This is a genomic window from Arthrobacter sp. TmT3-37, assembly GCF_054510835.1.
The window spans coordinates 57,965-84,953 of record NZ_JBTNDU010000005.1; the positions used below are offsets into that span (position 1 = coordinate 57,965).

The following is a 26,989-nucleotide window of genomic DNA, read 5'->3' on the forward strand; positions in this document are numbered from 1 at the left end:
ATCCTTTCTTCGACGGCATTGCCCGGGTCCACGCCCGGTCCTTGACCGTCGTGACCAACGTGAATGACCTGTGGCGTTCACCAGGAGCATCAACATGCATATTCTCGATTCCGTTGACGCCGGATCGTTCCGCGACAACGTCCCCGACTTCCGCGCCGGCGACACCGTCAACGTCCACGTCAACATCATCGAAGGCAAGAACACCCGTGTTCAGATCTTCAAGGGCTTCGTCGTCGGCCGCCAGGGCGATGGCATCCGCGAGACCTTCACGGTGCGCAAGGTGAGCTTCGGAGTCGGCGTGGAGCGTACGTTCCCCGTCCACAGCCCGGTGCTCGACAAGATCGAGGTCGTCTCCAAGGGCGACGTGCGCCGCGCCAAGCTGTACTACATGCGCGAACTGCGCGGCAAGGCAGCCAAGATCAAGGAGAAGCGCGACCCCAAGACGGTCAAGTAACCTCCTGAAGGTGCACGAAACCCCCGCTTCCCGGTCTCCGGTCGGAGAGCACACGAAACGCCGGTCCCGCTGTACGGGCTGGCGTTTCGTGTTCTCCGCCGTCCTCGTCGCGGCCCTGCTCACGGGCCTCGTGCGCGGCTTCCTCATCGACGTCTACTTCATCCCGTCCGCGTCGATGGAACCCCTGCTCACCGAGGGTGACCGGGTGCTCGTCAGCAAGTTCGAGGACACGCGTGGCAGCGTGCGGCGCGGCGACGTCGTCGTCTTCGACGGCCGGGGGTCCTTCGACCCGATCACCGATCCGCGCAGTCTCCCCGAACGGATCGTCGCCGGGACTGGGCAGTGGCTGGGTCTCAGCGGCAGCGACACCGTGTACGTGAAGCGTGTCGTGGGTGTCGGCGGTGACCACGTGGTGTGCTGCTCTGTGGACGGTCGCCTGACCGTCAACGGGGACGGGCTGGACGAGCCGTACCTCCATCCGGGTGACGCGGCGAGTGAGAACGCGTTCGACGTCGTGGTGCCCGAGGGCCGCGTCTGGCTCCTCGGCGACCACCGTTCGGCCTCGATGGATTCCCGGTCCCTCCTCGGCGCGCCGGGAGGCGGGCTGATCGCGGAGGATCGGATCATCGGGCGTGCCTTTCAGCTAGTCTGGCCCCTTGACCGGTTCGCGCCGATCGAGCGCCCTGCCGGCTGATCCGGGAGGCCGGACCGGCGCTCTCGTAGAACTTCCTCCGGTGGGTGGCCGCCGGGTATTCCGACCACAGAGGACACCAGCACATGGCACGGAGCTTCCGCAGGAAGTCACCCTCGGGCGCAGAGGCCCCCGCGACCAATGCACCCGATCCGGACACGGAGAGCGCCCCGGGGACCGCCGCCGACGACGCAGGCGACACCGGGAGGCCCTCGAAGCGCCGCAAGAAGGACGCCGACCACGGTTTCGGCGCGTGGCTGAAGGAGATCGCGACGATCGTGGTCATCGCGCTCGTGCTGTCCTTCCTCATCAAGACGTTCCTGTTCCGTGCGTTCTTCATCCCGTCGGGCTCCATGGAGGAGACCCTCGAGATCGACGACCGCATCTTCGTGAACCAGCTCGTGCCGCAGCCCTTCGACCTGCAGCGCGGCGACATCGTCGTCTTCCGCGACACCGAGGGTTGGCTGCCGCCCCAGGCCGCGGTCCAGGTGAGCTGGCTGAAGGAAGCGCTCATCTTCATCGGGCTCGCTCCCGACGAATCACAGCAGCACCTCGTGAAGCGCGTCATCGGGCTGCCCGGCGACCACGTCATCTGCTGCGATGCCGAGGGCAGGCTCACGGTCAACGGTGAGCCCCTCGACGAGCCCTACCTCTTCCCCGGCGCCAATCCCTCCGACCTTCCGTTCGACGTCGTCGTACCCGAGGGGAAGGTCTGGGTGATGGGTGACCACCGCAACGCCTCCGCCGATTCGCGGGCGAACCGGGACAAGCCCGGGGAGGGCTTCGTCGCGATCGAGAACATCGAGGGCAAGGCGGCCGTGATCGCCTGGCCGCTGACCCGCATCGGATTCCTGGGCAACCACCCCGACGTGTTCGGCGGTGTCCCCGATCCCGAGCCCGCGGCACAGCCCACCCCTGCAGGACCATGACCACTCTCCGTAAGAAACGGTCCAGCGCCCCGAACCTCGGCGTCGAGAAGTCCTTCGCCGTCGACGGGCACCGTTACATCGCCGGATGCGACGAAGTGGGCAGGGGAGCGCTGGCCGGTCCCGTGTCCGTCGGCATCGTCGTCGTCGACCTGGCTGCCGCCACGGGCCTGCGCGGGGTCCGCGACAGCAAGCTGCTCCAGCCCGGGGAGCGTGAGGCGCTGGTCCCGCGCATCCGCCGCTGGTCCGTCGCGTCCGCCGTCGGGCACGCGACGGCGGCCGAGATCGACGCATTCGGCCTGATGGCCGCCCTGCGCGCCGCAGGGAGCCGCGCCTGGGCGACGGTGACGGAGGTCGTGACGCCCGACGCGGTCATCCTCGACGGCAACCACGACTGGCTGTCCGCCCGGTCGCAGGGCGCGCTCTTCGACACGGACGGCCGAACGGCGCCGGTCGAGTCGGTCGGTTGCACGGCGCCCGTCCACACCAGGATCAAGGCGGACCTGAAGTGCGTGAGCGTCGCTGCGGCGAGCGTGCTGGCGAAGGTGGAGCGCGACGCCCTGATGGTCGCACTCGCGGGGGACCATCCGGCGTTCGGCTGGGACGGGAACAAGGGGTACGCCACCGAGGGCCACCGCTCGGCCATCGACGCCGTCGGAGCGAGCGAGTATCACCGGAAGACGTGGCGCCTGGGAACCTCGGCGGGACCCGGCATGCCACGCGTCGAAAGTGGGGGATGATTGTCGAATGAGTGCCGAGGATCTTGAGAACTACGAAACCGACATGGAGCTGCAGCTCTACCGCGAGTACCGGGACGTCGTCGGGTTGTTCAGCTATGTCGTGGAGACCGAGCGCCGGTTCTACCTGGCCAACAACGTCGACCTGCAGGCGCGCTCGGCCGACGGCGAGGTCTACTTCGACCTGACGCTGCAGGATGCCTGGGTGTGGGACGTGTACCGTTCGGCGCGGTTCGTCAAGAACGTCCGCGTCATCACGTTCAAGGACGTCAACGTCGAGGAGCTGTCGAAGTCCGACGACATCGCGCTGCCCAAGGACGGCACGCTGGGCTGACCGGAGTGCCGGCCGCTCACGCGGTCGGGTCGTCGTCCGTTCCGCCGTGGGGGAAGGCGTCCTCGCCGTCCAGCGGGACGTCGGCCGCCTGTTCGAGCCGGTCAGCCTCCGATCCGCCGGTGCCCTCACCGGCGATGCCGCCGCCGGAGACGTCGTCACCCGACGCGGCTGAGATGCCCTGTTCCTGGAGGTCCGCCTCCGAGCCGCCTGTCCCCGTCCCGGTGCGATCCGCGCCCGCGCCGGCTCGGACGGGTGCCCCCTGTTCCTGCCGGTCCGCCTCGGATCCGCCTGGCAGGATGTCGCTCGACTCTGACATGGTGTCCTCCGTTCTGCATCCAGGGCGACGCCGGATGGACGACGTCGCTTCTCCGTCCACGGTACGAAGGGCGGGGAGCCTCTGCCACAGCTTTCTTCCCCGGGTCCCCGGCGCCCGGCACCACCCGTTGTCCACATAGCCCCTCCCCCCACGATGAACGTGCGCCGCTTCCCCGACGCTGGGGGAGGAGGTGGAAGCCATGGTGGTAAAGGATCAGCTCGGGCGTCGCGGGGAAGCGACGGCGGCGGTCTTCCTGGAGCAGGCGGGCCTGAGGATCGTCGACCGGAACTGGCGGTGCCCGGTCGGGGAGATCGACCTCGTCGCGGTCGACGGATCCACGCTCGTGATCGTCGAGGTGAAGACGCGCAGCTCCGACGATTTCGGACAGCCGTTGGAGGCCATCACGGCGAGCAAGCTCGAGCGGCTGTACCTGCTCGCGTCCAAATGGGCCCGGGCCCACGACCTGAGGTTCAGCGGCTTCCGGATCGACGCCGTTGGCGTCCTGGATGACGGTTCCGGCACCCCGCGGATCGAGCATGTGCGGGCGGTCATCTGATGGCGCTCGGACGGACCTACGCCGTGTCGCTCATCGGTATGAACGGACACGTCATCGAGGTGGAGGCGGACATCGGGCAGACCCTGCCGGCCTTCGTCCTGCTCGGCCTGCCGGATGCATCCCTCAACGAGGCCAAGGACCGCATCCGCGCGGCAGCCCGGAACGCAGGAGTGCCCCTGAGCCGCCGGAAGATCACCGTGAACCTCATCCCGGCATCGCTGCCCAAACGCGGGTCAGCCTTCGACCTCGCGATCGTCATGTCCGCACTGGCGGCGGCCGGTGACGTCAGGAGCTGCGGCTCGACCATCTTCCTCGCCGAACTGGGGCTCGACGGACAGCTCCGACCCGTCCGCGGCGTGCTGCCCGCCGTGATGGCCGCCGCGGGGGCTGGACACCACCGGGTGGTGGTCGCCGAGGAGAATGCGGCCGAGGCCGCACTGGTCGCCACCGTGGAGGTGCGCTCCTTCCGGACGCTGGCCGAGGTGGCCCTTGCCTTCGGCGCGGACGCGGCGCAGGTGCAACTACCCGATCCGGCAACCCGGCAGAAACTGCCGGCGCCCGCCGCTCAGCGAACCCCGGTGCTCGACCTGTCCGACATCGCCGGCCAGTACGAGGCGAGGTATGCGCTCGAGATCGCCGCAGCGGGCGCCCATCACCTCCTCATGATCGGACCGCCCGGAGCCGGAAAGACGATGCTGGCGGAGCGGCTGCCCGGGATCCTTCCCGACCTCGACGACGATCACGCGATGGAGGTGACCGCGATCCACAGCCTGAGTGGGGACCGATACTGCACCGCGCTGGTCCGGCAGCCGCCCTTCGAGAGCCCGCACCATACCGCGACTCCTGCCTCGATCATCGGCGGTGGCAGCGGGATACCCCGGCCCGGTGCGGCGTCCAGGGCACATCGGGGCATCCTGTTCCTCGACGAGGCACCCGAGTACGAGCGCCGGGTGCTCGAGGCTCTGCGTGAGCCGCTGGAGAGCGGTCGTCTGGTCCTGCACCGGGCCTCGGGGACAGCTTCGTATCCTGCGAGGTTCCAACTCGTCCTGGCGCTCAACCCCTGCCCCTGTGGCCTCGCCAGCGGCAAGGGGATCGATTGCCTCTGCACGGCGCAGCAGCGCCGCCGGTACTTCAACCGGCTCTCCGGGCCCCTGCTCGACCGCGTCGACCTGCAGTTGGCGGTCCAACGGGTCGGTCTCGCCGACTACGCCGGCGGAGCGAGCGCCGAAGCGTCCGCTGCTGTCGCCCTCCGTGTCGCCGCCGCACGGGACGCGCAGCGTGAGCGGCTGCGCCCCTGGAACTACGCGACGAACGCGGAGGTGCAGGGCAGGGTCCTGCGCGGTGAGCTCGCCCTGCCACGCACCGTCACGGCCTCCCTCGACAAGGCTCTGGATCGGAACCTGGTCAGTGCGCGTGGGTGGGACAGGGTCCTGCGCGTCGCCTGGACGATATCCGATCTCGCCGGCCGACTCCGGCCCGACGCCGACGACGTCGTCACCGCGCTCGGTTTCCGACTGCAGGAGAGTGCGGCGTGACGGCGCCGATCAGCGGGACCGCTCTGGCCCGGGCAGCGCTCTCGAGGGTGTTCGAAGCGTCCGACACCCTCGGCCTGGGGCTGGTGTCCGTCGTCGGGCCTGTCGACGCATTGCGTATCGCCCGCAGGGAGATCACCCCGGGACCGGCGGTGACGGACGAGCTGTGCCGGGTCCTCGACGTCCCCGCGGGGCGCCGGGACCTCCTGCCGGAGGGACTGGCCCGCTGGTCGCCGCGCCTTCGCGATCTCGCTCCCGAGCGCGATCTGGCGACCCTGCACCGTCTGCGAGGGCGTCTCGTCGTGCCGGAGTCCGAGGAATGGCCCTCAGCGCTGGACGACCTGCAGGGCGCTGCTCCGCTCTGCCTGTGGGTGCGGGGCAGGCACCCGATTCCCGACCTCGGCGAACTGGTTGCCCTCGTGGGGTCGCGGGACAGCACGCCCTACGGTTCGTCGGTGACGACGGACCTCGCCGCCGGGTTGACCACGCAGGGCTTCTGCATCGTGTCGGGTGGCGCGTACGGCATCGATGCGCAGGCGCATCGGGCAGCCCTCGCGACGTCCGCGGTCGACGAGCGGCCGGCGACCCTCGCCATCCTCGCCTGTGGTGTCGACCGGTACTATCCGGCGGGCAACGAGGAGCTGCAGCGCGGAATCGCGGACCGGGGGCTGCTGATCTCCGAGGTCCCGCCCGGCAGTTCACCCACGCGGTGGCGGTTCCTGCAACGCAACAGGCTCATCGCGGCGCTCAGTGCTGTCACGGTGGTCGTCGAGGCCCGGTGGCGGTCAGGGGCGCTCAATACGGCCCATCACGCGGCCGCGCTCGGCAGGGCCGTCGGCGCCGTCCCCGGGTCTGTCCATTCCGCCAACTCGGCGGGCTGCCATCGGCTGCTCCGGGACGGAAGCGCCGTCTGCGTCACCGATGCAGCCGACATCGCGGAACTGGCCGGGCCGCTGGGCGCGGTCCCCTTCGGGGATCGAGCCAGGGAGGAGGCCGCTCCGGGACGGGACCAGGACGGCCTGACCGTCCCCGACCTGCTGCTCCTCGACGGGCTACCCGTCCGGTCGGCGACCACGGCGGACAAGCTGTCGCGTGTCGCGGGGCTCGCCCCGCGCGACGTCATCAGCGGGCTGGCCCGCCTCGAGCTCGCAGGCCTGGCGCAGCGGACCGGTGACGGGTGGCACCGTGCGAAGCGCTCACCCGCGCATCCGGCGGGTCCACCCGACACCGGGAGCTCCGGACCACCCGAACGGCCGAACCCACCGAGACACGAGGGAGAACTCCTGTGACCACCATCGATCAGCACTTCGAGGAGGAACGGTTCTTCGTCGAACTCCCATCACCCGTCGGACCGCTGCGCGTCGTCGCCCATCGGTCGGCAGTCGTCGGCGTGTATCACGGCGAACACCATCCACCACCGTCCCCCCTGCTCCTCGGACGGGCGGTGGGGGAGCAGGTCGGCACACCCGAGGGCGCACGGCAGACAGTGGTCCCTCCGGGCGGCCCGTTCCCTCCGGCTGCGACGGCCGACCTCCTCGGCACGGCGGCCCGGGAGCTGGGTGAGTACTTCGACGGGTCGCGGCTCGTCTTCGAGGTCCCGACCAGTCTGCGGGGCACCCCGTTCCAGCTCAGCGTCTGGGGTGCACTTGCCCGGATCCCGTACGGGGGACGTCGCAGCTACCGGGACATCGCGGAGCAGCTGGGCAATCCGCGCATGGGCCGGGCGATCGGGGCGGCTGTCCGGGCCAATCCACTCTCGATCATCGTGCCGGGGCACCGGGTCGTCAGCAGCACCGGATCAGTGGTGGGGTACGCCGCGGGCCCCGAGGCCAAGACCACTCTCCTCGAGCTGGAGAAGATCGTGTCCTGCGGGCTGCCCTTGCAGGGGTGAGGAGCGTGGATACTGGTAGGGGAGGTGGCCATGACACGAGGCAGTAACGGGCTGCACCCCGACGTCGACGCCGCCCTTCAGGCCTTCGTGGACTACCTCCTCAGGGAACGCAACCGCTCCGCGCACACCGTGCGGGCGTATGAGAAAGACATTGCGCTCTTCCTCTCGCACGCGTCTCGCGCCGGTGCGGCGTCGTTGGATCAGCTCGAACTCCGGCACTTCCGGGCGTGGCTCGGCGCACTGAACGAGGCCGGCCTGTCCCGTGCGACGGTCGCACGACGCGCATCGACGGTACGCACCTTCATGGACTGGGCCGTGCGCGAGGAGCTGGTCCCTGCCAACCCGGCGCTGCGCCTCCGGGCCCCCAAGAGGACGAGCAGCCTGCCGGCCGTCCTCAACCAGCCGCAGGCCGCCACTCTTCTCGAGGGTCTCGACGAGAGCGCGAGGCAGGGCGACCCCTACGAGCTCCAGCGGCGGGCGATGCTCGAACTGCTGTACGCGACCGGCGTCCGCGTCGGTGAGCTGGTCGGCCTCGACATCGACGACGTCGACATGGAGCGCCGCACGCTGCTCGTCCTGGGCAAGGGCTCGAAGGAACGCACTGTCCCGTACGGGGTGCCGGCGGCGCATGCCATCGACGACTGGCTCCGCCGCGGGCGGCCCCGCTGGGTCTCGGAGCGCAGCGGGCCGGCCCTGTTCCTCGGCCGCCGCGGTGGGCGCATCGACCAGCGCACGGTCCGCACCCAGGTGAGGGACGCCCTCGAGGCCCTGGGCGACACGGCGGCTCGTGGTCCCCACGCCCTGCGCCACAGCGCGGCAACCCACCTGCTCGACGGCGGGGCGGATCTCCGGGCGGTGCAGGAGATCCTCGGCCACTCCAGCCTCGCCACCACCCAGCTCTACACCCACGTCTCGGTGGATCGCCTCCGGCGCAGCTACGAGCAGGCCCACCCCCGCGCCTGAGCGGCTCCCGGGCATGCCAGGGTGACGTCGCGTGGCCCACAGAGGGTCGCCACAGTGGCGAAATTCACCTATCTCGGGCACAATGAGCAGTAGTTCAATCGAACCTGCATGATATGTGTGGGTGGGTCTCGGGAAGTTCTGGCACATCCGAAGCAGTTTCATCAGCCACTGAAGGTCGTTGGGGAAGACGTACCTACAGCTATGGAGGATGGAATGTCTGTTGTGATGGCGCGCGGTGTCTTGTACGTGCACTCTGCCCCTACCGCGTTGTGCCCTCATGTCGAATGGGCCATCGGCTCCGTGCTGGACAAGCGCATCGACATGGAGTGGACAGCGCAACCTGCCGCGCCCGGAATGCTTCGCGCCGAGCTCTCCTGGGTCGGCCTACAGGGCTCCGGCGCCCAGCTCGCGTCGGCACTGCGGGGCTGGGCCCACCTGCGCTACGAGGTCACCGAGGAACAGAGCCCCGGAGCCGATGGTGGCCGTTGGTCGCACACCCCCGAGCTCGGGATCTTCCACGCCACGACCGACGTCCACGGCAACATCATGGTGACCGAGGACCGCATCCGCTACGCCTACGAGGCAGGCGCCGGCGACCCCGCCGCCGTCCACCACGAACTCTCCCTCGCGCTCGGGGAGTCCTGGGACGAGGAACTGGAGCCCTTCCGGCACGCAGCCGAAGGCGCCCCCGTGCGCTGGCTGCACCAGGTCGGCTGACTCCCACCGCGCAGAACGCCGGCCCTGATCGGGACCGACCATAGCAGGTTCCGATCGAGCAGCTCAGCAGACAGGAAAGGCGCCACCCGCGAGGGTGGCGCCTTTCCTGTGTGCCGGATCGGGGCGGTCAGACGCTGCGGAGCACGATGACCGCGTTGTGGCCCCCGAACCCGAAGGAATTGCTCAGCGCCACGATGTCGCCCGACGGCAGGTCCCGGGCGGTCGTGACGACGTCCAGTGGGATCTCCGGGTCCTGGTCGTCGAGGTTGATCGTCACCGGGGCCTTCCGTTCGTGGATGGCCAGCACGGTCATCACCGCCTCGACGGCGCCCGATGCTCCGAGCAGGTGGCCGGTCTGGGACTTGGTCGCCGACACGGCCACCTGATCCACGTGGGACCCCAGGGCCGCCTTCAGCGCGGTGTACTCCGGCTTGTCGCCCACCGGGGTCGACGTCGCGTGGGCGTTCACGTGGACGACGTCCTCGGCCTGGGCGCGGGCATCGAACAGCGCAGCCTTCAGGGCACGGGTCGCACCGAGTCCCTCGGGGTCCGGCGCCGTGATGTGGTACGCGTCGGCGGTGACGGACGTTCCGCCGAGCTCGGCGTAGATGCGGGCTCCGCGGGCGAGCGCGTGCTCCTCGGCCTCGATGACCAGTGCACCGGCGCCCTCTCCCATGACGAACCCGTCGCGGTTCGTGTCGTACGGACGCGAGGCGAGCTCGGGCTCGTCGTTCCGGCGCGACAGCGCGTGCATGGAGGCGAAGGCCGCGATGGGCATCGGGTGGATGGCGGCCTCGGCGCCTCCGCAGACGACGACGTCGGCCTTGCCCGACCGGATCAGTTCGAGTCCCTGGTGCAGGGCCTCGGTTCCGGAGGCGCAGGCGGACACCGGAGTATGGGCTCCTGCCCGCGCTCCGAGGTCGAGGCTCACAGCGGCAGCGGGGCCGTTGGGCATCAGCATCGGCACCGTCATGGGCAGCACGCGCCGGGGGCCCTTCTCCCGGAGAGTGTCCCAGGCGTCCAGGAGGGTCCAGACCCCGCCGATGCCGGTGGCGAAAGCCACCGCCAGGCGGTCCTTGTCCACGTCCTCGATACCGGAGTCCCGCCACGCCTCACGCGACGCCACGACGGCGAACTGCGTCGAGGGATCCATGCGCTTGGCCTCCACGCGCGAGAGGACCTCCGAGGCCGGAGTGGCGATCTGGGCGGCGAAGGTCACGGGCAGTTCGTACTTCTGGACCCAGTCGGCCTCGATGGTCCGGGCGCCCGAGACTCCCTTGAGGGAGTTGGCCCACATGGTCGGGACGTCTCCGCCGATGGGGGTGGTTGCACCGAGTCCGGTGATGACGACTTTGCGTGGCATGGTCACTCTTTCGAAGCTGGAGTGCGCCGGCAGGACCGGGGCGGGAGGATGACGACTACGGCCGCCCACGGCGGGAACACCGGGAGCGGCCGCAGCGCTGGGAATGCAGGAACTAGGCCTGTGCGCCCGAGATGAAGTTGACGGCGTCACCGACGGTCTTGAGGTTCTTGACCTCTTCGTCGGGGATGCGGACGCCGAACTTCTCTTCGGCGTTGACGACGATGGTCATCATCGAGATCGAGTCGATGTCGAGGTCGTCGGTGAAGGACTTGTCCATCTCGACGGACTCGGGGGCGAGGCCCGTCTCTTCGTTGACGATCTCGGCCAGGCCGGCCAGGATTTCTTCGTTGTTAGCCATGGTGGCTCCTTTTCTGTTCTTGCCGGTGCACCGGCGGGGATGGTCAAACCGCGCAGTCGCGGTCTGGGCTTGAAAACTAGGGGAGCACCACTACCTGGGCTCCGAAGACGAGGCCCGCGCCGAAACCGATCTGCAGGGCGAGTTTGCCGCTGAGGGACGGCTGCTCCTTGAGCGTGCGGTGCATCGCCAGCGGGATGGAGGCTGCCGAGGTGTTGCCGGCATCCACGATGTCCCGGGCCACGTAGACGTGCTCGGGGAGCTTCAGCTGCTTCACCATCTCATCGATGATACGGATGTTGGCCTGATGGGGGAGGAACGCGGCGAGATCCTCGGCGGAGATACCTGCCGCGTCGAGCGCCCGCTGCGCGACCTTCGCCATCTCCCAGACGGCCCAGCGGAAGACCGTCGGCCCGTCCTGGCGCATCGTCGGCCAGAGACTCTCCCGACCTGCATCGACATCCTGCTCCCGCTCGGTGTCGGAGGCGACCGCGCCGATCGCGTAGTCGCGGATGTCGGTGAGCGGGCGGGTCATACGGATGGCCTCGTGCTTGCTGCCGTCGGAGCCCCACACTGACGGCCCGATACCCGCGGCGTCACCGGGACCGACGACCACGGCGCCCGCGCCGTCGCCGAGGAGGAAGGAGATGGTGCGGTCGGAGTTGTCGATGAAGTCGGACAGCTTCTCGACGCCGACCACCAGGACGTACTCCGCCGTGCCGGCGTGGACCAGTGCGTCGGCCTGGGCTATGCCGTAGCAGTAGCCCGCGCAGGCCGCCGAGATGTCGTAGGCCGGGGCCGGCGTCGCGCCGAGGCGGTCGGTGAGCTGTGCGGCGGCGGACGGTGTGGCGTGGGGGTGGGTCACGGTCGAGACCAGGACGGCGTCGAGCTGGGACGCGTCGATGCCCGCAGCGACGAGGGCCTCCCTCGACGCTGCTTCCGCCATGTCGATGACGCTCACGTCGCGCGGTGCACGGTGGCGCGTGACGATGCCTGTCCGCTGCCGGATCCACTCGTCGGAGGAGTCGATCCACTGGCACACGTCGTCGTTGGTGACGATGATCTCGGGTCGATAGGCGCCGACGCCGAGGATGCGCGTGTGTTCGCGGAGGGGGGCTTGCTGGAGGGCGGTGATGCTCACTGAGGTCCTTCGGGGGTAAGGGACGGATCGAGGTCCGTGGTCCGCGAGTGCTCCAGGATGAAGCCGCGGGCGGCGTCCAGGTCCTCGGGCGATTTTACGGCGAGCGTGGCCGTACCGCGCATTCCGCGCCGGGCGAGGCCCGTGAGCGTCCCGGCGGGAGAGAGTTCGACCAGTCCGGTGACGCCCATGCCCTGCATGGTGTCCATGCACAGGTCCCAGCGGACGGGACGCGACACCTGCGCGATCAGGCTGTCGAGGTTGCCCTCGCCGGAGGCGACGGGCAGGCCGTCATGGTTCGACATCAGGGTGGCCACCGGATCCGTCGGCGCCAGCGACGTCCTCAGCTCCTCGAGTGCCGTGACGGCGGGAGCCATGTGGGTGGTGTGGAATGCTCCGGCCACCTTGAGGGCGATGACGCGGGCCTTCGCCGGTGGATCGGCCGTGAGGGCGGCGAGCTGCTCCAGCGTTCCTGCAGCGACCACCTGGCCGCCGCCGTTGGCGTTCGCGGCCGTGAGGCCCAGTTCCGCGAGGCGGGCGGCAACCTCGTCCGGGTCGCCACCGAGGACGGCGCTCATGCCGGTCGGCGTGGTGGCGGCGGCTGACGCCATGGCGTTGGCGCGGACCCGTACGAAGGCGACGGCGTCGTCCTCGGTGAGTGCGCCCGCGACCGCGGACGCCGTCAGCTCACCCACCGAGTGACCCGCCACGACCGTGGCTGCGGTCAGCGTGTGGCCTTCGAGGAGGAGCCGCGCCGTCACGAGGCCCGCGGCGACGATCAGCGGCTGGGCGACGGCTGTGTCCTTGATGGTCTCCTCGTCGGAGACGGTGCCGTGCTTCACCAGGTCGGTACCGGCACGGTCACTGAGCTGTTCGAGGTGCTCCCGTACTCCCGGTAGGTCGAGCCAGGGGCTCAGGAAGCCCGGGGTCTGTGAGCCCTGTCCGGGGCAGGCGATTGCAAGCACTCTTCCAGCTTTCCAAATCGGCGGAGCATTATCGGGTGTTCGGCTGAACCAAGCTGGCTGCGCCTCGTTGTAGGAAGTCTACAAGGCGGCTGCCTTCCCTGCTGTCGCGGAAGCGCCCCTCTCGGACGCCGCGACGCGGGGCGTCCGACCGTTGCCCGCGCCCGCACCCCCGGTGCCGGCGGCAGAGGCGGAGGGCATCGCCGACAGGCGTCCGACCACCAGGGCGGTCTGCAGGACGTAGGCCTCGCGGGGGATGAGCGGGTCCCAGCCCGTGACGTCGCAGACGCGCCGGAGGCGGTACCGCACGGTGTTGGCGTGCACGAAGAGCGACCGCGAGGTCGCCTCCAGTGAGTGCCCGAGGGTCAGGTAGGCGGAGAGTGTCGGCTCGAGGCCGTTGGCGGCGGCGAGGAGCGGCCGGTAGATGGTGCGCACGAGAGCCCGGCGGGCCGTGTCGTCGCCGGACATCACCCGTTCGGGCCACAGGTCCTCGGAGGAGACGGGGCGCGGCGCTGCCGGCCAGGCGCGCGCGGCCGTGAGTCCCGCGAAGGCGGCCTGTGCGGAACTGCTGGCCGCGACGAGCGATTCCGCCTCCGGCCCGAACACGACGGCGCCCTCCCCGAAGAGCTCGCTGATGCGCGGGTAGGCCTTCGCGGCATCCCGCACGCCGCCCAGGACGAGGATGAGCCGCTCGCCCTGGATGCCGACCAGGACGTCCTCGGCGAGGCGTCCGGTGACGCGGCGGAGTTCGTTGAGGAATCCGACGTTCGGTTCCTGCGGGGCGCTGCCGACCATGACGGTGATGCGCGCCTGGGATTTCCAGCCGACCGCGGCGATGCGCGAGCGGAGGGCGTCGGAGCTCTCCCCGCGGAGGATCGCATCGACCACGAGTGCTTCGAGGCGCGTGTCCCACGATCCGCGGGTCTCCGCCGCGCGGGCGTAGACATCCGCTGCCGCGAACGCCACCTCGCGCGAGTACCGCAGGACGGCTTCCCGCAGCGGACCCTGGTCCGCGGCGGGGGCGAGGAACGGCACATGGTCCTCGACGACCTGCACCACCACGCGGATGAGCTGGAGGGCCTTCTGCAGGCTGATGGACCGCGTGAGTTCGGTGGGTGCGGTGCCGAAGACGTCGCTCAGCACCCATGCCGGGGAGACGGGCTTCTGGTACCAGTTGACGAAGGACGCGATGCCCTTCTGGGCCACCATGCCGAGCGCGGACCGTTCGTCGGGGCGGAGTCCGCGGTACCAGGGCAGGTCGGCGTCGAGCTGCTTCAGGGTCGCGGTGGACAGCGACCCGATCGTCGCGCGCAGCTTCTCGACGGTGGCGGGGTCCGGGGGAGCGATCCCTGCGTTCGTCGCTCCGGGTGCGCTCCCGGCACCGGTCGGGGCTTCTGCGGGCTGCGGCATCCTCCGAGCATACGGTCTCGGTGCTGCGCGCTTCCATTTGTGGGGAGGCTACAAAAAGGGCGACGGCGGGAGCAGCGCTGATGCTGCCTCCGCCGTCGCCCCCCTACCGGGCGGGTGGGGTCAGGATTCGCCGCCGGCGTTGCCGGTGGTTCCGGCGTTGACGTCGAGCAGGCGGTACTTCTCGATGGCTTCCTTCGGCGCGTTCGCGTCGACCTCGCCACGGCGGGCGAGCATCTCCAGGGCGCGGACGACGACGGAGTGGCTGTCGATCTTGAAGAACCGTCGTGCTGCCGCGCGTGTGTCGGAGAACCCGAAGCCGTCGGCTCCGAGGGTCGCGAACTCGTTGGGCAGGAACTGGCGGATCTGGTCCGGGACGGCCTTCATGAAGTCCGAGACCGCGACGATCGGGCCCGTGGCTCCCTCGAGCTGCTGCGTGACGAACGGCTTGCGCGCGTCGGCTCCGGGGTTGAGGAAGGCTTCCTCCTCGGCGTCGAGGCCGTCGCGGCGCAGTTCGTTCCAGGACGTCACGGACCAGACGTCCGCGGAGACGCCCCAGTCCTTCGCGAGGATCTTCTGTGCCTCGAGCGCCCACGGCACAGCGACGCCGGAGGCGAGCAGCTGCGTGCGGGGCCCGTCGACCTTCGCGGGCTTGAGCAGGTAGATGCCCTTGAGCAGGCCCTCGACGTCCAGCTCCTCGGGCTCGGCGGGCTGCACGAACGGCTCGTTGTACACGGTGATGTAGTACATGACGTTGCGGACGGACTCGGGCTTGTCGCCGATGTCCCCGTACATCCGGTTCAGACCGTCGCGGAGGATGTGCCCGATCTCGTAGCCGAACGCCGGATCGTAGGTCACCACGGCCGGGTTGGTGGAGGCCAGGATCGGTGAGTGCCCGTCGGCGTGCTGCAGGCCCTCACCGGTCAGGGTGGTGCGCCCGGCGGTGGCCCCGATGATGAAGCCGCGCGCCATCTGGTCCGCGGCGGCCCAGATGGAGTCACCGGTGCGCTGGAACCCGAACATCGAGTAGAAGACGTAGATCGGGATCAGCGGCTCCCCCTGCGTGGCGTAGGCCGTGCCCGTCGCCGTGAAGGCGGCCATCGAACCGGCCTCGTTGATGCCTGCATGGAGGATCTGACCCTCGACGGACTCCTTGTACGCCAGGACCAGGTCGCGGTCCACGGAGAGGTAGTTCTGCCCGTTGGGGTTGTAGATCTTCGCCGTGGGGAAGAACGAGTCCATGCCGAAGGTGCGTGCCTCGTCGGGGATGATCGGCGCGATCCGCTTGCCGAACTCCTTGTCCCGCATGAGGTCCTTCAGGATGCGCACGAACGCCATCGTGGTGGCGGCCTGCTGCTTGCCGGATCCACGCTTTCCCATCTCGTACGCCTTGTCGCCCGGCAGGACGACCTCGGCGTGCTTGGTGCGGCGCTCCGGCACGAAGCCGCCGAGTTCGCGGCGGCGCTCCAGCAGGTACTTGATCTCCGGGGAATCCGCGCCCGGGTGGTAGTACGGCGCGTTGTAGAGGTCGTCGTCGATCTGCTCGTCGGTGACCGGGATGCGCAGGTGGTCGCGGAACGCCTTGAGGTCGGCGTTGGTCAGCTTCTTCATCTGGTGGGTCGCGTTGCGGCCCTCGAAGTGCGGGCCCAGACCGTAGCCCTTGACGGTCTTCGCGAGGATGACGGTCGGCTTGCCCTTGAACTCCGTGGCCGCCTTGTACGCCGCGAAGACCTTGCGGTAGTCGTGCCCGCCGCGCTTGAGGTTCCAGATCTCGGCATCCGAGAGGTCCTCGACCATGGCCTTGGTCTCGGGTGACTTCCCGAAGAAGTGGTCCCGGACGAATCCGCCGGACTCGGCCTTGTACGTCTGGTAGTCGCCGTCCGGGGTCTGGTTCATGATGTCCACCAGCGCGCCGTCCTTGTCCTTCTCGAGCAGCGAGTCCCACTCGCGCCCCCAGACGACCTTGATGACGTTCCAGCCCGCGCCGCGGAAGAACGCCTCGAGTTCCTGCATGATCTTGCCGTTGCCGCGCACCGGCCCGTCCAGGCGCTGCAGGTTGCAGTTGATGACGAAGTTCAGGTTGTCCAGCTTCTCGTTCGCCGCGAGCTGGAGCAGGCCGCGCGATTCGGGCTCGTCCATCTCACCGTCACCGAGGAACGCCCAGACCTGCTGCCCGGAGGTGTCCTTCAGGCCACGGTTGTGCAGGTAGCGGTTGGCCTGCGCCTGGTAGATCGCATTCATGGGGCCGATGCCCATCGAGACCGTGGGGAACTCCCAGAAGTCCGGCATCAGGCGGGGATGCGGGTAGGAGGACAGTGCATTGCCCTCCTTGGACTTCTCCTGGCGGAACCCGTCGAGGTCGGCCTCCGTGAGGCGCCCCTCGAGGTAGGCGCGGGCGTACATCCCGGGGGAGGCGTGCCCCTGGAAGAAGACCTGGTCGCCTCCGCTGGGGTGGTCCTTGCCCTTGAAGAAGTGGTTGAAGCCCACCTCGTAGAGCGTCGCCGCGCCGGCGTAGGTCGAGATGTGGCCACCGACCCCGATCTCCGGGCGCTGCGCGCGGTGGACCATGACCGCGGCGTTCCAGCGCATCCATGCACGGTACTTCCGCTCGATCTCCTCGTCGCCCGGGAACTCCGGTTCCTGGTCCGCCGGGATCGTGTTGACGTAGTCCGTCGTGGTGACCATGGGCACGCCCACGGACTGTGCACCGGCACGCTGGAGGAGCGAACGCATGATGTACTGCGCGCGCTCGGTGCCCTGGGTGCGAATCAGCTCATCGAGGGATTCGATCCACTCCGCGGTCTCCTCGGGATCCCCATCGGGCTTGCCGACGGTCAGACCGCTCAGAATATCCGCCGTACCTTGTTCTGCAGCCACGCGATATCTCTCCACTTCCACAGATCTTGTCTGTGTCGCTTTATGCCTGCGCACGACTCGTGGGCCCGCGCAGAGATGCATGCTCGGCCGATGGGCGTTAGCGCCGCGGCCATATACCGATTCACTCTATCGCCGCCATGCCGCCGATGCGTAGCGGGATCGGGGCGGCGGGACAGATTACGCCGAGGGCGTGCCTCCGGTCCTGCTCCGGCCGGATGTCCGGGACCGGTCCGCCGCCGGGCGCCAAATCACCGCATCGGCTTGATGCTTGGCGTATAAAGGTGTTGGCTGGTAGCCATGCATATCTACACGGGGGCGCGTCAGGCGACAGTCCCGTCTTTCCAGGAGGAGCTAAGTGAGCGAGGCTGAAGCCGCCACTGCGGTCGACGTGGCAGGCAAGTTGGGTTTCAAGGATGGAGACCTTGTTCAGGAGCTCGGTTACGACGACGACGTCGACTTCGACTTCCGGGAGGCCCTGGAGGACGGCGTCGGGTCCGAACTGCTCACGGAGGACGACCAGGACGTCGTCGACGGCGTGATCCTGTGGTGGCGCAGCGGCGACGGGGATCTCGTCGACGCCCTCGTCGATGCGTTGACCTCGCTCGGTGCCGGCGGCGTCGTCTGGCTCCTCACCCCCAAGTCCGGTCGCCCGGGCTACGTGGCGCCCGCCGACGTCCAGGAATCGGCACCGACCGCCGGACTCCACTCGACGTCGTCGGCCGGCGTCTCCAAGGAATGGGCCGCGACCCGGCTCGTCAGCCGGCGGAAGCAGTAGCCTTGCCGCTCGAGGTGGGGTCGACAGCCCCTTCGTTCGCCCTGGCGAACCAGTTCGGCGAGACCGTCGCGAACACATCACTCGTCGGGGGATCGGTGGTCGTGTTCTTCCCCTTCGCCTTTTCCCGCGTGTGCACGGACGAACTCGGCCAGCTCCGGGACAACCTCGAACTGTTCGACGCCGCGGGTGTCTCGCTCGTCGCCGTGTCCGTCGACCACAAGTACACGCTGCGCGCCTTCGCGGACGCGAACGACATCTCCTTCGACCTCCTGGCGGACTTCTGGCCGCACGGTTCCGTGACCCGGGCCTTCGACGCGTTCGACGAGGTCCACGGTTACGCGGAGCGGGTCAGTTACGTCCTGGACGGTTCCGGGACGGTGCGCGCCGTGGTGTCCTCCCCGCACGGCCAGGGCAGGCCGATCGCCGACTACGCACGGGCAGTGGGTTCCGTCGAAGCTGCACTGTGACCCGAGCGGACGACGGTCGGGGCGAACGGGATCTTCCCGGCCCCGAGTCCAACCCGCGGCTCGGCCTCACCGGCTTCGTGAGCGACACCCCGGCGTCCGGCCTCGCTGCGCTGGGGCCCGAGGACCGGGAGCTCCTCGATCAGGCCGTCGCCGTCCTCGCGGGTCTCCGGCTCGCGGTGCTGACCGGTGCGGGTCTGAGCACCGACTCCGGCATCCCGGACTACCGGGGTCCGCAGTCCGTGCCGCGGAATCCCATGACCTACCAGCGGTTCGTGGGCGACGAAGCGCTGCGCCGACGCTACTGGGCGCGGAACCATGTGGGTTGGCGCCACCTGCGCCGTGCCGATCCGAACGCCGGCCATGCCGCCGTCGCGACGTTGGAGCAGCGTGGGCTGCTGACCGGACTGATCACGCAGAACGTGGACAAGCTGCACTCATCGGCGGGCAGTGTGAACGTGATCGACCTGCACGGCACCTTCGACCGCGTGGTATGCCTGCAGTGTGCATCGGTCTTCCCGAGATCGCGCATCGCCGAGATCCTCGAGGACCTGAACCCGGGCTACCTCGAGCGCGCGTCCGACGCCGGGGACGTCGCGCCGGATGCCGATGCGGACGTCGACGACACCGGGGACTTCGAGATGGCGCCGTGCCCGGTCTGCGGGGGCATGCTGAAACCCGACTTCGTCTATTTCGGCGAGAACGTGCCGAAGGCCCGCGTCGCCGAGGCCTACGCCATGGTGGACGCTGCGGGGGCGCTCCTGGTGGCCGGCTCCTCGCTGACGGTCATGAGCGGGTTGCGGTTCGTGCGGCACGCCTTCAAAGCGGGCAAGCCCGTCGTCATCATCAACAGAGGATGGACACGCGGGGACGAGTTCGCCTCGCTGAAGATCGAGACCGGCGTCTCGGAGGCGCTCACCTATCTTGCCGAGCGTCTCCCGGACCTTCCTCCGCAGTAGGTGGTTTCTATCCGGCTCATACAGGTAGTCCGGTCCGAAAGCGAGTATTGATTACTGTCGCTCTGCTCCCTCTATCGCCATAGGTTCATCTCATAGGTCTCTCACGTGGGGTGAAATAATGCGTTCTTCAACCAGGTCTCTTCTCATCGCTTTCGGCACGGCGGCAGCGGTCGCCGTCGTCCCTCTCGCACTCGACCAGGGCGGACAGGCGTCGGACGAACACGCGGTGGCTGTGGTGGACACCACTCCGACGCTGTCGAAGGTCACCGACGTGTCCGCCGGCAGCAGCGCCGTCCCGGCGGGGGACGTGCAGGAGCCCGTCGCCGGGGACACCGCCGTCGCCCCCTCGCCGGCTTCCGGTCCGAGCACTTCCCCCGGCGCGACCGGGAGCGGGATGGGCGGCGACCTCGCGCCGGAACTGCTGCCCCTCCCGCCGTACCCGCAGTGCCCTGTCACCGACGCCGGGGCATGGTGGACCGACCCGGCGGACCCGTACACGTGCCTCCCGCCCGGGTCCGTGCCCTTCCACGAGCCGACGCCGCCGGGCATCGACCCCGAGCTCCTCGAGCCGATCTTCGAGGAGCCCGGCACCCCGCCCGGCCCCGGTGATGACTGCCGCACCATCGGAGCGCTTCAGTGCACCGTCACGATCATGGGTCAGGAGTACGTGGTCACCTTCTCGGACGGGAAGCCCGTGGGGGTCATGGAGGCGCGGCAGTAGTCCGTGCGGTCAGGACGCCAGGGGGCGCTGCCTAGACTGGAACCATGAGGAACCGACGCCGATGGGACCGCCGAACCGGAATGCTCGTGGCCGGTGCCGCCATGCTCGCACTGTGCGTTGCGGCCCGCAGGCTGGGTATCGGCGTCGGTGAAGCCGGTTCCGGGCCGTCCCTCTGGCTGGCGCTGCTGTTCATCATCGGGGCAGCACTCGTGCTGGTGGTCCTGGTCGAGCGGCTGGTCGCGATCCTGCGGAAGCGCTGAAGGGCCGCAGCCAACCCCTCGACGACAGAACCCCGCCGCATCAGGGCTCTCCCTGGAGCGGCGGGGTTTTCTGTCGTGGGTCCGACCGAAATCGGTTCGATGACGTGCACGGTGCGGACGTCGCTGCCCTCGGCCCGCGTGGCCGCCGGGCCGAGGACCGGCACTCGATGGTCATCCTCCGTTCACCCACCCATCAGGTTCCTCTCGCCTGCCGCCACTGTTCGTCGGGTAGACAGGTGGTGTGGTCTCACCGGCAGTACGACGAAGGAACGGGTAGTAGCCATGGTGATCGTGAAGAAGAGCATCGGCATCGTCAGACAGTGCATCGATCGGGTGCGGACCAACCTCGAGGTGCTTGCCGGTCCGGACGAGCTCACCTACTGACGGCCTGCGGCTGATCCCAGAGGTGCGCCCCCGTTCACGCCGATGGGCGGTGCTCCTGTGGAGGACGTCCAGCTGTGCCGCCTGGGCGAGACCGGTACCGATACGGCTGCGCTATAGCGCCGTACGGCGTCGAACGGGGACGCACCGGGCCGTCGCAATATCTGTTTCGCCTAGCTGTCATCGCCGTCAGGATGCCGTCGCTTCCTCGTGTCACGCAGTCCGAGCGATTCCTGGCGCTCGGATACCAGCTCCCGGACGGCGATCGACAGGAGGTCTCGCTGCAGTTCCTCCAGCTGAAGCTCGCCGGCGACATAGCGGGCCAGTTCGTCGTCGCCGGCGCTGCCACCGTTCATGAGATAGCGCAGCCACAGGTCGTGAACGTTCAGTCCCTCCTCGATGACGATCTGTGCCAACTGTCGTCTCTGGTCGTCCGCCCTCACGGCATTCCTCCGGCACCTGGGATCCTGGTGCAGCGATGATGTCACGTGAGTCGGCGGAACTGGGCGAATATGACGGCATGGGGCTGCCTGCAGGAGCCGATAGCGGCGGCAGCTCTCGGCGTGTACGCGAGCCGGTTCGACCAGGACCCGGATGGCGTCGCCGTCCCCTTCGGTGAGTTGATGCCGCAACCACCCTTCAGCGGTTCGGGAACGGATCAGTTGCTCCAGCGGAAAATCGGGAAGCGTTGCACATACGAACAAGGGCGCGATGCGCCCAGGACAAGGAAAAACCCCGCCGTTCCGGGCTTTGGCCCTTGGAGCGGCGGGGTTTTCTGTGGTGGGTCCTACCGGGATCGAACCGATGACATCCACGGTGTAAACGTGGCGCTCTACCAGCTGAGCTAAAGACCCTCGTCCTGTGATGCCGCCACCGGCTCCTGCCGATCGGGCGCCATCACGAGGATCGACTATACCGGCTTGCCGCAGGATCGCGCCAATCCGGGTGGCGCTATTCGCCGGCCGCGAGCTGCCCGCAGGCGCCGTCGATCTCCTTGCCACGGGTGTCCCTGAGGGTCGTGGGGATACCGGCGGCGCGGAGGCGGTTGATGAACTCCGTCGAGACGCTCTTCTCCGACGCCGTCCAGATGGAGCCCGGCGTCGGGTTGAGCGGGATCGGGTTGACGTGCACCCAGCCACGGCCGCGCTGGTTCAGCTTCTTCGCCAGCAGGTCCGCGCGCCAGGCGTGGTCGTTCATGTCCTTGATCAGTGCGTACTCGATGCTCACGCGGCGCCCCGTGGTCCGGTAGTAGTTGTAGGCCGCGTCGAGGGCCTCGTCGACCTTCCAGCGCGTGTTGACGGGGATCAGCTCGTCGCGGAGTTCGTCGTCGGGAGCGTGGAGGGACAGCGCGAAGGTGACGGGCAGCGACTCGGCGGCCAGCTTGTTGATGGCAGGCACCAGCCCCACCGTGGAGACGGTGATGTTGCGGGCGGACATGCCGAGGCCCTCGGGGGAGTCGTCGACGAAGCGGTGCAGTGCCGCCATCACGCGCTTGTAGTTGGCCAGCGGCTCACCCATGCCCATGAAGACGATGTTCGTGACGCGGTCGGCGTCGTGCCCGCCATCGGTGCGCAGGTCGCCCAGGGCGCCTTCCGCGAGGGCGTGGTTCGCGGCGACCACCTGGTCCACGATCTCCGCCGTCGACATGTTGCGGGTCAGGCCCGCCTGGCCCGTGGCACAGAACGGGCAGTTCATGCCGCAGCCGGCCTGGGAGGAGACGCACAGGGTCACCCGGCCCGGGTAGCGCATCAGGACCGATTCCACGAGGGCGCCGTCGAACAGCCGCCACAGGAACTTGATGGTGTCGCCGTTGTCCGTGGTCAGCCGCTTCACCTCGGTCAGGAGCGGCGGGAACATCGCCGAGACGAGCTCCTCCCGCCCGGCCTTCGGGAGATCGCTCATCGCCGCGGGATCCGTGGTGTAGTGCGAGAAGTAGTGCTTCGACAGCTGCTTGGCGCGGAAGCCCGGGTGTCCCAGCTCCTTCAGCCGGTCCTGCCGCTCGGCCAGTGTGAGGTCGGCGAGGTGCACCGGCGGCTGGCTGACCCGGGGGGACTTGAACTGCAGCAGCGGCCGGCCGTCGCTGGACACGATCGGCTCGGCTCCCTCGACTTCAGGGCGCACCTGGGGGCGGGAGGAGACGGGAGCGGGGGCAACGGGGGTAACGGTAGCGTCGGACATCATTACCATTCTTTCATGGATGGCACCAGCGGCCCAGTCGACGGCGTGTCGGCCGCGACACGTCCGGTGGCTGGAAGCGGCCGAAACATGACGGCGCCGAGGGCGGTCGGTGTGGCGGCGGGCGATACGTCGGTAATAGTGTGAAAGCGATCGGATGGCCCGCGCGGGAACGCGCCGGAAGCACCGGCACATGCAGTGCTATGCATGCAGCTGACAAACGACGGAGAACACATTGAGCGCACAGATCGGCGTCACAGGCCTGGCAGTCATGGGAGCGAATCTCGCCCGGAACCTGGCCCGCAACGGCTACGCCGTGGCCCTGCACAACAGGTCCATCGAGAAGACCGACTCGCTGCTGGAGAAGCACGGCGCCGACGGTGAGTTCATCCGCACGGAGTCCCTGCAGGAACTGGTGGACTCCCTCGAGAAGCCCCGCCGGGTGCTGATCATGGTGAAGGCCGGCAAGCCGGTGGACTCGGTGATCGATCAGCTCACTCCGCTGCTGGAGCCGGGCGACATCGTGATCGACGGCGGCAACTCGCACTACGAGGACACGCGCCGCCGTGAGGCCGCGCTGTCGAAGCAGGACCTCCACTTCGTCGGCGTCGGCGTCTCCGGCGGCGAGGAGGGCGCGCTCCTGGGCCCGTCGATCATGCCCGGTGGCTCCCGTGAGTCCTACGATTCGCTCGGGCCGATGCTCGAGAAGATCTCCGCCAAGTACAACGGCGAGCCCTGCTGTCGCTGGATCGGCACGGACGGCGCCGGTCACTTCGTGAAGATGGTGCACAACGGCATCGAGTACGCGGACATGCAGGTCATCGGCGAGGCCTTCGACCTGCTGCGCTCGGGTGCGGGGATCGAGCCTGCCGAGCAGGCGAAGATCTTCAGCGACTGGAACTCCGGCACGCTGTCCTCCTTCCTGATCGAGATCACCGCCGAAGTGCTGGGCCACACGGACGAGCGGACCGGCAAGCCCTTCGTCGACGTCGTCGTCGACGCGGCAGGGCAGAAGGGTACCGGTCGGTGGACCGTGGTCTCCGCGCTGGAACTGGGCAGCCCGACGTCGGGCATCGCCGAATCGGTGTTCGCCCGGGCACTGTCCTCGCAGAAGGACCAGCGCGTGCTGGCCCAGGACCTCCTGCAGGGCCACGAGGACACCGTCGAGCTGCCCGACACGTTCGTCGAGGACGTCCGGCTCGCCCTCTACGCCTCGAAGCTCGTGAGCTACGCCCAGGGCATCGACATGCTCACGTCCGCGGCGAAGGAGTACGGCTGGGAGCTCAAGCTCGACGAGATCGCCTCGCTGTGGCGTGCCGGTTGCATCATCCGCGCAGAACTGCTCGACGACATCATGAAGGCCTATGCAGTGGCCGACGAGCGTCCCGCCAACCTCCTGCTCGCACCGGCGTTCACCGAGGCCATCGCCGGCGCGGTCCCGGCCTGGCGCCGGGTGGTCGCGACCGCCGTGCAGCTGGGCATCCCCGTTCCGGTCTTCTCCGCGTCGCTGGCCTACTACGACGGCCTGCGCCGCACGCGCCTGCCGGCCGCGCTCACCCAGGGCCTGCGCGACCTCTTCGGCGCGCACACCTACAACCGCGTCGACACCGAGGGCACGTTCCACACCCTGTGGGGCGAGGACAAGTCCGAGATCGAAGCCGTCGACACCCACTGACGGCACCCCGAACGCAGGGAAGCCCCGGACCGTGGTCCGGGGCTTCCCTGCGTTCGGGTCAGATGTAGATGGCGGGGTCCACGTACTCCGCGGGGTCGACCGCCGGCTGCGTCTCGCGCCGCGAATCGCGGTGGCGGAACGTCGCCGGGATGCCCGTCACGATCGAGTCGGGCGGAGTGTCCTTCACGACGACGGCGTTCGCGCCGACAGCGCTGCCGGCACCGATGGTGATCGGACCCAGCACCTTCGCGCCCGCACCGATGGTGACGCGGTCCCCGATCGTGGGATGGCGCTTCACCTTCTCGAGCGAGCGTCCGCCGAGGGTCACACCCTGGTAGAGCATGACGTCGTCGCCGATCTCTGCGGTGCCGCCGATCACGATCCCCATGCCGTGGTCGATGAAGAACCGGCGCCCGATGGTGGCCGCAGGGTGGATCTCGACCCCGGTGAGGGCGCGCGCGAGCTGCGCCAGGGCACGCGCCGGGAAGCGCAGCTTCTCGTTCCGCCACATGCGGTGGGTGAGGCGGTGCATCCAGATGGCGTGGAGCCCGGAGTACACGACGGTGTTCTCGAAGGAGCCGCGGGCAGCCGGATCGTGGGTGCGCGCGGTCTCGAGGTCCTCGCGCAGTCGTTCTAGAAAGCTCACCGGCTACCTTCTCGTGGGGGTGTCATGGGGTTCAGCAGTGTCGGAGGGTCCTCCGCGGCGGGATCAGCCGCGGATGTCGTCGAAGAGCACCGTGGAGATGTAGCGCTCGCCGAAGTCGCAGACAACAGCCACGATGAGTTTACCGGCGTTCTCCGGGCGCTTCGCGAGTTCGAGGGCGGCCCAGACGATCGCCCCCGACGAGATGCCGCCGAGGATGCCCTCCTGGGTGCCGAGCGCGCGTGCCACCCGTACGGAGTCCTCGACGGTCGCGTCGAGCACCTCGTCGTAGATGTCGCGGTCGAGGTTCTCGGGGACGAAGTTCGCGCCGAGGCCCTGGATCTTGTGGGGACCCGGTGCGCCACCGTTGAGGATGGGGGAGTCGGCGGGCTCGACGACGACGATCTGCACGCCGGGCTTGCGCTCCTTCAGCACCTGGCCCACTCCGGTGATGGTGCCACCGGTGCCGACGCCCGCGACGAAGATGTCCACCTCGCCGTCGGTGTCCTCCCAGACCTCCTCGGCCGTGGTGGCACGGTGGATGGCCGGGTTCGCGGCATTGGCGAACTGCTGTGCCCAGATGGCGTTCTTTGTCGTCGCGACGATGTCCTTCGCGCGCTCGACGGCGCCGCGCATCCCTTCGGAGCCCGGCGTCAGGACGATCTCGGCGCCGTAGGCCCGCAGCATCACACGGCGTTCGGTGGACATGGTCTCCGGCATGGTCAGCACGACCTTGTAGCCGCGTGCGGCACCGACCATGGCGAGGGCGATGCCGGTGTTCCCCGAGGTCCCCTCGACGATCGTGCCACCCGGGCGAAGCGCGCCGGCCTTCTCCGCCGCGTCGATGATGGCCACGCCGATGCGGTCCTTGACGCTGTTGGCAGGGTTGTAGAACTCGAGCTTGACGGCTACCTGAGCATCCAGCCCTTCGGTCAGGCGGTTGAGGCGGACGAGAGGGGTCCGTCCCACCAGCTGGGTGACGTCGTCGTAGATCTTTGCCATGCGCGGGAGCCTGCCTGTTCGGGGGTGGAGGGATGCGGCGTCGGTCGGGGCACTGTCAGGGACTGCCCGGGACCGACGGCGGTCAGCTTAACGGGTGGGGTCCGGTGAGCCTACGCGGCGAGCCACTGGGCGTAATATTTCCGGGCCTTCGACAGCTTGGGGTTGATGATCACCTGGCAGTAGCCCTGCTCGGGGTGCTTCGCGTAGTAGTTCTGGTGCCAGTCCTCCGCCACGTGGAACTCCGGGAGCCTGCTGACCTCGGTCACGATCGGGTTCTTCCAGTTCTGCTGGTTGCGGCTGATCGCGTCCTCGAACAGTGCCTTCTGCTCGGCGTCCTGGTAGTACATGACGCTGCGGTACTGCGTGCCGACGTCGTAGCCCTGCCGGTTCAGCGTGGTGGGGTCATGGGACACGAAGAACATGTCGAGGATGACGTCCTCCGGGATCACGGACTCGTCGAACGCCACCGCGACCACCTCGGCGTGACCGGTCATGCCGGAGCAGACGGAGTCGTAATCGGGGTGCTTCGTGTGGCCTCCCGTGTAGCCGGACACCACTTCGGTGACACCGCGGGTCTTCTGGTAAAGGGCATCGAGGCACCAGAAACAGCCCCCTCCAAGCACGAAAGTCTCCATGTCCTTGTCAATGCGTGGCACGCTCCGATGATTCCCGGTGCCGATCAGCCCCCAGCGGACGGTGCTGAGTTGGAGGGGCC

Annotated in this window: 29 protein-coding genes and 1 tRNA gene; 17 read left to right on the plus strand and 13 right to left on the minus strand. The window is 68.7% G+C overall.

Going from position 1 to position 26,989, the window contains the following annotated elements; genetic code table 11:
• The first annotated feature begins 94 nt into the window (after positions 1-94).
• The 5 genes from rplS to ACX80U_RS08885 all read left to right on the plus strand — a co-directional run bounded on the left by rplS (position 95) and on the right by ACX80U_RS08885 (position 3,142).
• Complete coding sequence (gene rplS / locus ACX80U_RS08865; RefSeq protein WP_087075993.1) at positions 95-454, plus strand: 50S ribosomal protein L19; 360 nt, start codon at positions 95-97, stop codon at positions 452-454.
• Positions 455-542: 88 nt separating this feature from the next.
• Positions 543-1,148, plus strand: coding sequence for a signal peptidase I (gene lepB, locus ACX80U_RS08870; protein ID WP_459268132.1), 606 nt, complete (start codon positions 543-545; stop codon positions 1,146-1,148).
• An 83-nt stretch (positions 1,149-1,231) separates the two neighbouring features.
• Positions 1,232-2,074, plus strand: a complete 843-nt coding sequence (gene lepB / locus ACX80U_RS08875; protein ID WP_133080690.1) for a signal peptidase I — start codon at positions 1,232-1,234, stop codon at positions 2,072-2,074.
• A complete protein-coding gene (locus ACX80U_RS08880; protein WP_459268133.1) occupies positions 2,071-2,811 on the plus strand; it encodes a ribonuclease HII in 741 nt (246 codons plus the stop codon). Before lepB (ACX80U_RS08875) ends, ACX80U_RS08880 begins: the two co-directional genes overlap by 4 nt.
• A 7-nt stretch (positions 2,812-2,818) precedes the next feature.
• Positions 2,819-3,142 (plus strand): DUF2469 domain-containing protein, encoded by a 324-nt coding sequence (locus ACX80U_RS08885; protein WP_087075985.1) that lies wholly within the window; start codon positions 2,819-2,821, stop codon positions 3,140-3,142.
• A 16-nt stretch (positions 3,143-3,158) separates the two neighbouring features.
• Here the strand turns inward: ACX80U_RS08885 and ACX80U_RS08890 are convergent, their stop codons facing one another.
• Positions 3,159-3,458, minus strand: coding sequence for a hypothetical protein (locus ACX80U_RS08890; RefSeq protein WP_208741364.1), 300 nt, complete (start codon positions 3,456-3,458; stop codon positions 3,159-3,161).
• 190 nt (positions 3,459-3,648) lie between these two features.
• Between ACX80U_RS08890 and ACX80U_RS08895 the strand changes: the two genes are divergently transcribed.
• The 6 genes from ACX80U_RS08895 to ACX80U_RS08920 all read left to right on the plus strand — a co-directional run bounded on the left by ACX80U_RS08895 (position 3,649) and on the right by ACX80U_RS08920 (position 9,117).
• On the plus strand, positions 3,649-4,014 hold the full coding sequence (locus ACX80U_RS08895; RefSeq protein WP_459268134.1) for a YraN family protein: 366 nt from the start codon (positions 3,649-3,651) through the stop codon (positions 4,012-4,014).
• On the plus strand, positions 4,014-5,549 hold the full coding sequence (locus ACX80U_RS08900) for a YifB family Mg chelatase-like AAA ATPase (RefSeq protein WP_459268135.1): 1,536 nt from the start codon (positions 4,014-4,016) through the stop codon (positions 5,547-5,549). The genes ACX80U_RS08895 and ACX80U_RS08900 overlap by 1 nt, the downstream gene beginning before the upstream one ends.
• The gene (gene dprA, locus ACX80U_RS08905) at positions 5,546-6,835 is read left to right on the plus strand and encodes a DNA-processing protein DprA (RefSeq protein WP_459268136.1); all 1,290 of its coding nucleotides are present in this window, start codon (positions 5,546-5,548) and stop codon (positions 6,833-6,835) included. The genes ACX80U_RS08900 and dprA overlap by 4 nt, the downstream gene beginning before the upstream one ends.
• A complete protein-coding gene (locus ACX80U_RS08910; protein ID WP_459268137.1) occupies positions 6,832-7,437 on the plus strand; it encodes a methylated-DNA--[protein]-cysteine S-methyltransferase in 606 nt (201 codons plus the stop codon). Before dprA ends, ACX80U_RS08910 begins: the two co-directional genes overlap by 4 nt.
• 30 nt (positions 7,438-7,467) lie before the next feature.
• On the plus strand, positions 7,468-8,400 hold the full coding sequence (locus ACX80U_RS08915; RefSeq protein WP_459268138.1) for a tyrosine recombinase XerC: 933 nt from the start codon (positions 7,468-7,470) through the stop codon (positions 8,398-8,400).
• Between the two features lie 213 nt (positions 8,401-8,613).
• Positions 8,614-9,117: a DUF3145 domain-containing protein gene (locus ACX80U_RS08920; protein WP_459268139.1), complete on the plus strand. Its 504-nt coding sequence runs from the start codon at positions 8,614-8,616 to the stop codon at positions 9,115-9,117.
• Positions 9,118-9,244: 127 nt separating this feature from the next.
• Here ACX80U_RS08920 and fabF read toward each other — a convergent pair whose 3' ends face one another.
• The 6 genes from fabF to aceE form a co-directional block, all read right to left on the minus strand.
• Complete coding sequence (gene fabF, locus ACX80U_RS08925) at positions 9,245-10,480, minus strand: beta-ketoacyl-ACP synthase II (protein WP_459268140.1); 1,236 nt, start codon at positions 10,478-10,480, stop codon at positions 9,245-9,247.
• A gap of 112 nt (positions 10,481-10,592) precedes the next feature.
• Positions 10,593-10,838 carry an acyl carrier protein gene (locus ACX80U_RS08930; RefSeq protein WP_133080681.1) on the minus strand — a complete coding sequence of 82 codons (246 nt, stop codon included), beginning with the start codon at positions 10,836-10,838 and terminating at the stop codon, positions 10,593-10,595.
• A 76-nt stretch (positions 10,839-10,914) separates the two neighbouring features.
• Complete coding sequence (locus ACX80U_RS08935; RefSeq protein ID WP_133080680.1) at positions 10,915-11,976, minus strand: beta-ketoacyl-ACP synthase 3; 1,062 nt, start codon at positions 11,974-11,976, stop codon at positions 10,915-10,917.
• Positions 11,973-12,938, minus strand: a complete 966-nt coding sequence (locus ACX80U_RS08940) for an ACP S-malonyltransferase (RefSeq protein ID WP_459268141.1) — start codon at positions 12,936-12,938, stop codon at positions 11,973-11,975. The genes ACX80U_RS08935 and ACX80U_RS08940 overlap by 4 nt, the downstream gene beginning before the upstream one ends.
• A 78-nt stretch (positions 12,939-13,016) precedes the next feature.
• Positions 13,017-14,345 carry a PucR family transcriptional regulator gene (locus tag ACX80U_RS08945; RefSeq protein ID WP_459268142.1) on the minus strand — a complete coding sequence of 443 codons (1,329 nt, stop codon included), beginning with the start codon at positions 14,343-14,345 and terminating at the stop codon, positions 13,017-13,019.
• Between the two features lie 120 nt (positions 14,346-14,465).
• Positions 14,466-17,219, minus strand: a complete 2,754-nt coding sequence (gene aceE, locus ACX80U_RS08950; RefSeq protein WP_459268143.1) for a pyruvate dehydrogenase (acetyl-transferring), homodimeric type — start codon at positions 17,217-17,219, stop codon at positions 14,466-14,468.
• A 355-nt stretch (positions 17,220-17,574) separates the two neighbouring features.
• Between aceE and ACX80U_RS08955 the strand changes: the two genes are divergently transcribed.
• From ACX80U_RS08955 to ACX80U_RS08975, 5 genes are all read left to right on the plus strand, one after another.
• On the plus strand, positions 17,575-17,994 hold the full coding sequence (locus tag ACX80U_RS08955; RefSeq protein WP_133080676.1) for a DUF3052 family protein: 420 nt from the start codon (positions 17,575-17,577) through the stop codon (positions 17,992-17,994).
• A gap of 2 nt (positions 17,995-17,996) precedes the next feature.
• On the plus strand, positions 17,997-18,461 hold the full coding sequence (locus ACX80U_RS08960) for a redoxin domain-containing protein (RefSeq protein WP_459268144.1): 465 nt from the start codon (positions 17,997-17,999) through the stop codon (positions 18,459-18,461).
• 110 nt (positions 18,462-18,571) lie between these two features.
• Positions 18,572-19,417 carry an NAD-dependent protein deacetylase gene (locus tag ACX80U_RS08965; protein WP_459268205.1) on the plus strand — a complete coding sequence of 282 codons (846 nt, stop codon included), beginning with the start codon at positions 18,572-18,574 and terminating at the stop codon, positions 19,415-19,417.
• Positions 19,418-19,535: 118 nt separating this feature from the next.
• Positions 19,536-20,138: a hypothetical protein gene (locus tag ACX80U_RS08970; protein WP_459268145.1), complete on the plus strand. Its 603-nt coding sequence runs from the start codon at positions 19,536-19,538 to the stop codon at positions 20,136-20,138.
• Positions 20,139-20,182: 44 nt separating this feature from the next.
• On the plus strand, positions 20,183-20,398 hold the full coding sequence (locus tag ACX80U_RS08975; protein ID WP_208741349.1) for a hypothetical protein: 216 nt from the start codon (positions 20,183-20,185) through the stop codon (positions 20,396-20,398).
• Between the two features lie 554 nt (positions 20,399-20,952).
• Here the strand turns inward: ACX80U_RS08975 and ACX80U_RS08980 are convergent.
• The 3 genes from ACX80U_RS08980 to rlmN all read right to left on the minus strand — a co-directional run bounded on the left by ACX80U_RS08980 (position 20,953) and on the right by rlmN (position 22,957).
• The gene (locus tag ACX80U_RS08980) at positions 20,953-21,195 is read right to left on the minus strand and encodes a ubiquitin family protein (protein WP_459268146.1); all 243 of its coding nucleotides are present in this window, start codon (positions 21,193-21,195) and stop codon (positions 20,953-20,955) included.
• 362 nt (positions 21,196-21,557) lie between these two features.
• Positions 21,558-21,633: transfer RNA gene (locus ACX80U_RS08985), tRNA-Val, on the minus strand.
• Between the two features lie 97 nt (positions 21,634-21,730).
• Positions 21,731-22,957 carry a 23S rRNA (adenine(2503)-C(2))-methyltransferase RlmN gene (rlmN, locus tag ACX80U_RS08990; RefSeq protein ID WP_459268147.1) on the minus strand — a complete coding sequence of 409 codons (1,227 nt, stop codon included), beginning with the start codon at positions 22,955-22,957 and terminating at the stop codon, positions 21,731-21,733.
• 232 nt (positions 22,958-23,189) lie between these two features.
• Here rlmN and gndA point away from each other — a divergent pair, with 232 nt between their 5' ends.
• Positions 23,190-24,629 carry an NADP-dependent phosphogluconate dehydrogenase gene (gene gndA, locus ACX80U_RS08995; protein ID WP_459268148.1) on the plus strand — a complete coding sequence of 480 codons (1,440 nt, stop codon included), beginning with the start codon at positions 23,190-23,192 and terminating at the stop codon, positions 24,627-24,629.
• 58 nt (positions 24,630-24,687) lie between these two features.
• Here the strand turns inward: gndA and epsC are convergent, their stop codons facing one another.
• The 3 genes from epsC to msrA form a co-directional block, all read right to left on the minus strand.
• Positions 24,688-25,275: a serine O-acetyltransferase EpsC gene (gene epsC / locus ACX80U_RS09000; protein WP_133080667.1), complete on the minus strand. Its 588-nt coding sequence runs from the start codon at positions 25,273-25,275 to the stop codon at positions 24,688-24,690.
• Between the two features lie 63 nt (positions 25,276-25,338).
• Positions 25,339-26,274, minus strand: coding sequence for a cysteine synthase A (gene cysK / locus ACX80U_RS09005; RefSeq protein ID WP_459268149.1), 936 nt, complete (start codon positions 26,272-26,274; stop codon positions 25,339-25,341).
• A gap of 110 nt (positions 26,275-26,384) precedes the next feature.
• A complete protein-coding gene (gene msrA, locus ACX80U_RS09010) occupies positions 26,385-26,909 on the minus strand; it encodes a peptide-methionine (S)-S-oxide reductase MsrA (RefSeq protein ID WP_459268206.1) in 525 nt (174 codons plus the stop codon).
• Positions 26,910-26,989: the final 80 nt, after the last annotated feature.

What these genes read in the sequence shown, in the direction of transcription:
- rplS (WP_087075993.1), top strand. Translation starts at nt 95, where the DNA reads ATGCATATTCTCGATTCCGTTGACGCCGGATCGTTCCGCGACAACGTC.
- lepB (WP_133080690.1), top strand. Translation starts at nt 1,232, where the DNA reads ATGGCACGGAGCTTCCGCAGGAAGTCACCCTCGGGCGCAGAGGCCCCC.
- ACX80U_RS08880 (WP_459268133.1), top strand. Translation starts at nt 2,071, where the DNA reads ATGACCACTCTCCGTAAGAAACGGTCCAGCGCCCCGAACCTCGGCGTC.
- ACX80U_RS08885 (WP_087075985.1), top strand. Translation starts at nt 2,819, where the DNA reads ATGAGTGCCGAGGATCTTGAGAACTACGAAACCGACATGGAGCTGCAG.
- ACX80U_RS08890 (WP_208741364.1), bottom strand. Translation starts at nt 3,458, where the DNA reads ATGTCAGAGTCGAGCGACATCCTGCCAGGCGGATCCGAGGCGGACCGG.
- ACX80U_RS08900 (WP_459268135.1), top strand. Translation starts at nt 4,014, where the DNA reads ATGGCGCTCGGACGGACCTACGCCGTGTCGCTCATCGGTATGAACGGA.
- ACX80U_RS08915 (WP_459268138.1), top strand. Translation starts at nt 7,468, where the DNA reads ATGACACGAGGCAGTAACGGGCTGCACCCCGACGTCGACGCCGCCCTT.
- ACX80U_RS08920 (WP_459268139.1), top strand. Translation starts at nt 8,614, where the DNA reads ATGTCTGTTGTGATGGCGCGCGGTGTCTTGTACGTGCACTCTGCCCCT.
- fabF (WP_459268140.1), bottom strand. Translation starts at nt 10,480, where the DNA reads ATGCCACGCAAAGTCGTCATCACCGGACTCGGTGCAACCACCCCCATC.
- ACX80U_RS08930 (WP_133080681.1), bottom strand. Translation starts at nt 10,838, where the DNA reads ATGGCTAACAACGAAGAAATCCTGGCCGGCCTGGCCGAGATCGTCAAC.
- ACX80U_RS08945 (WP_459268142.1), bottom strand. Translation starts at nt 14,345, where the DNA reads ATGCCGCAGCCCGCAGAAGCCCCGACCGGTGCCGGGAGCGCACCCGGA.
- ACX80U_RS08970 (WP_459268145.1), top strand. Translation starts at nt 19,536, where the DNA reads ATGCGTTCTTCAACCAGGTCTCTTCTCATCGCTTTCGGCACGGCGGCA.
- ACX80U_RS08975 (WP_208741349.1), top strand. Translation starts at nt 20,183, where the DNA reads ATGAGGAACCGACGCCGATGGGACCGCCGAACCGGAATGCTCGTGGCC.
- rlmN (WP_459268147.1), bottom strand. Translation starts at nt 22,957, where the DNA reads ATGTCCGACGCTACCGTTACCCCCGTTGCCCCCGCTCCCGTCTCCTCC.
- cysK (WP_459268149.1), bottom strand. Translation starts at nt 26,274, where the DNA reads ATGGCAAAGATCTACGACGACGTCACCCAGCTGGTGGGACGGACCCCT.
- msrA (WP_459268206.1), bottom strand. Translation starts at nt 26,909, where the DNA reads ATGGAGACTTTCGTGCTTGGAGGGGGCTGTTTCTGGTGCCTCGATGCC.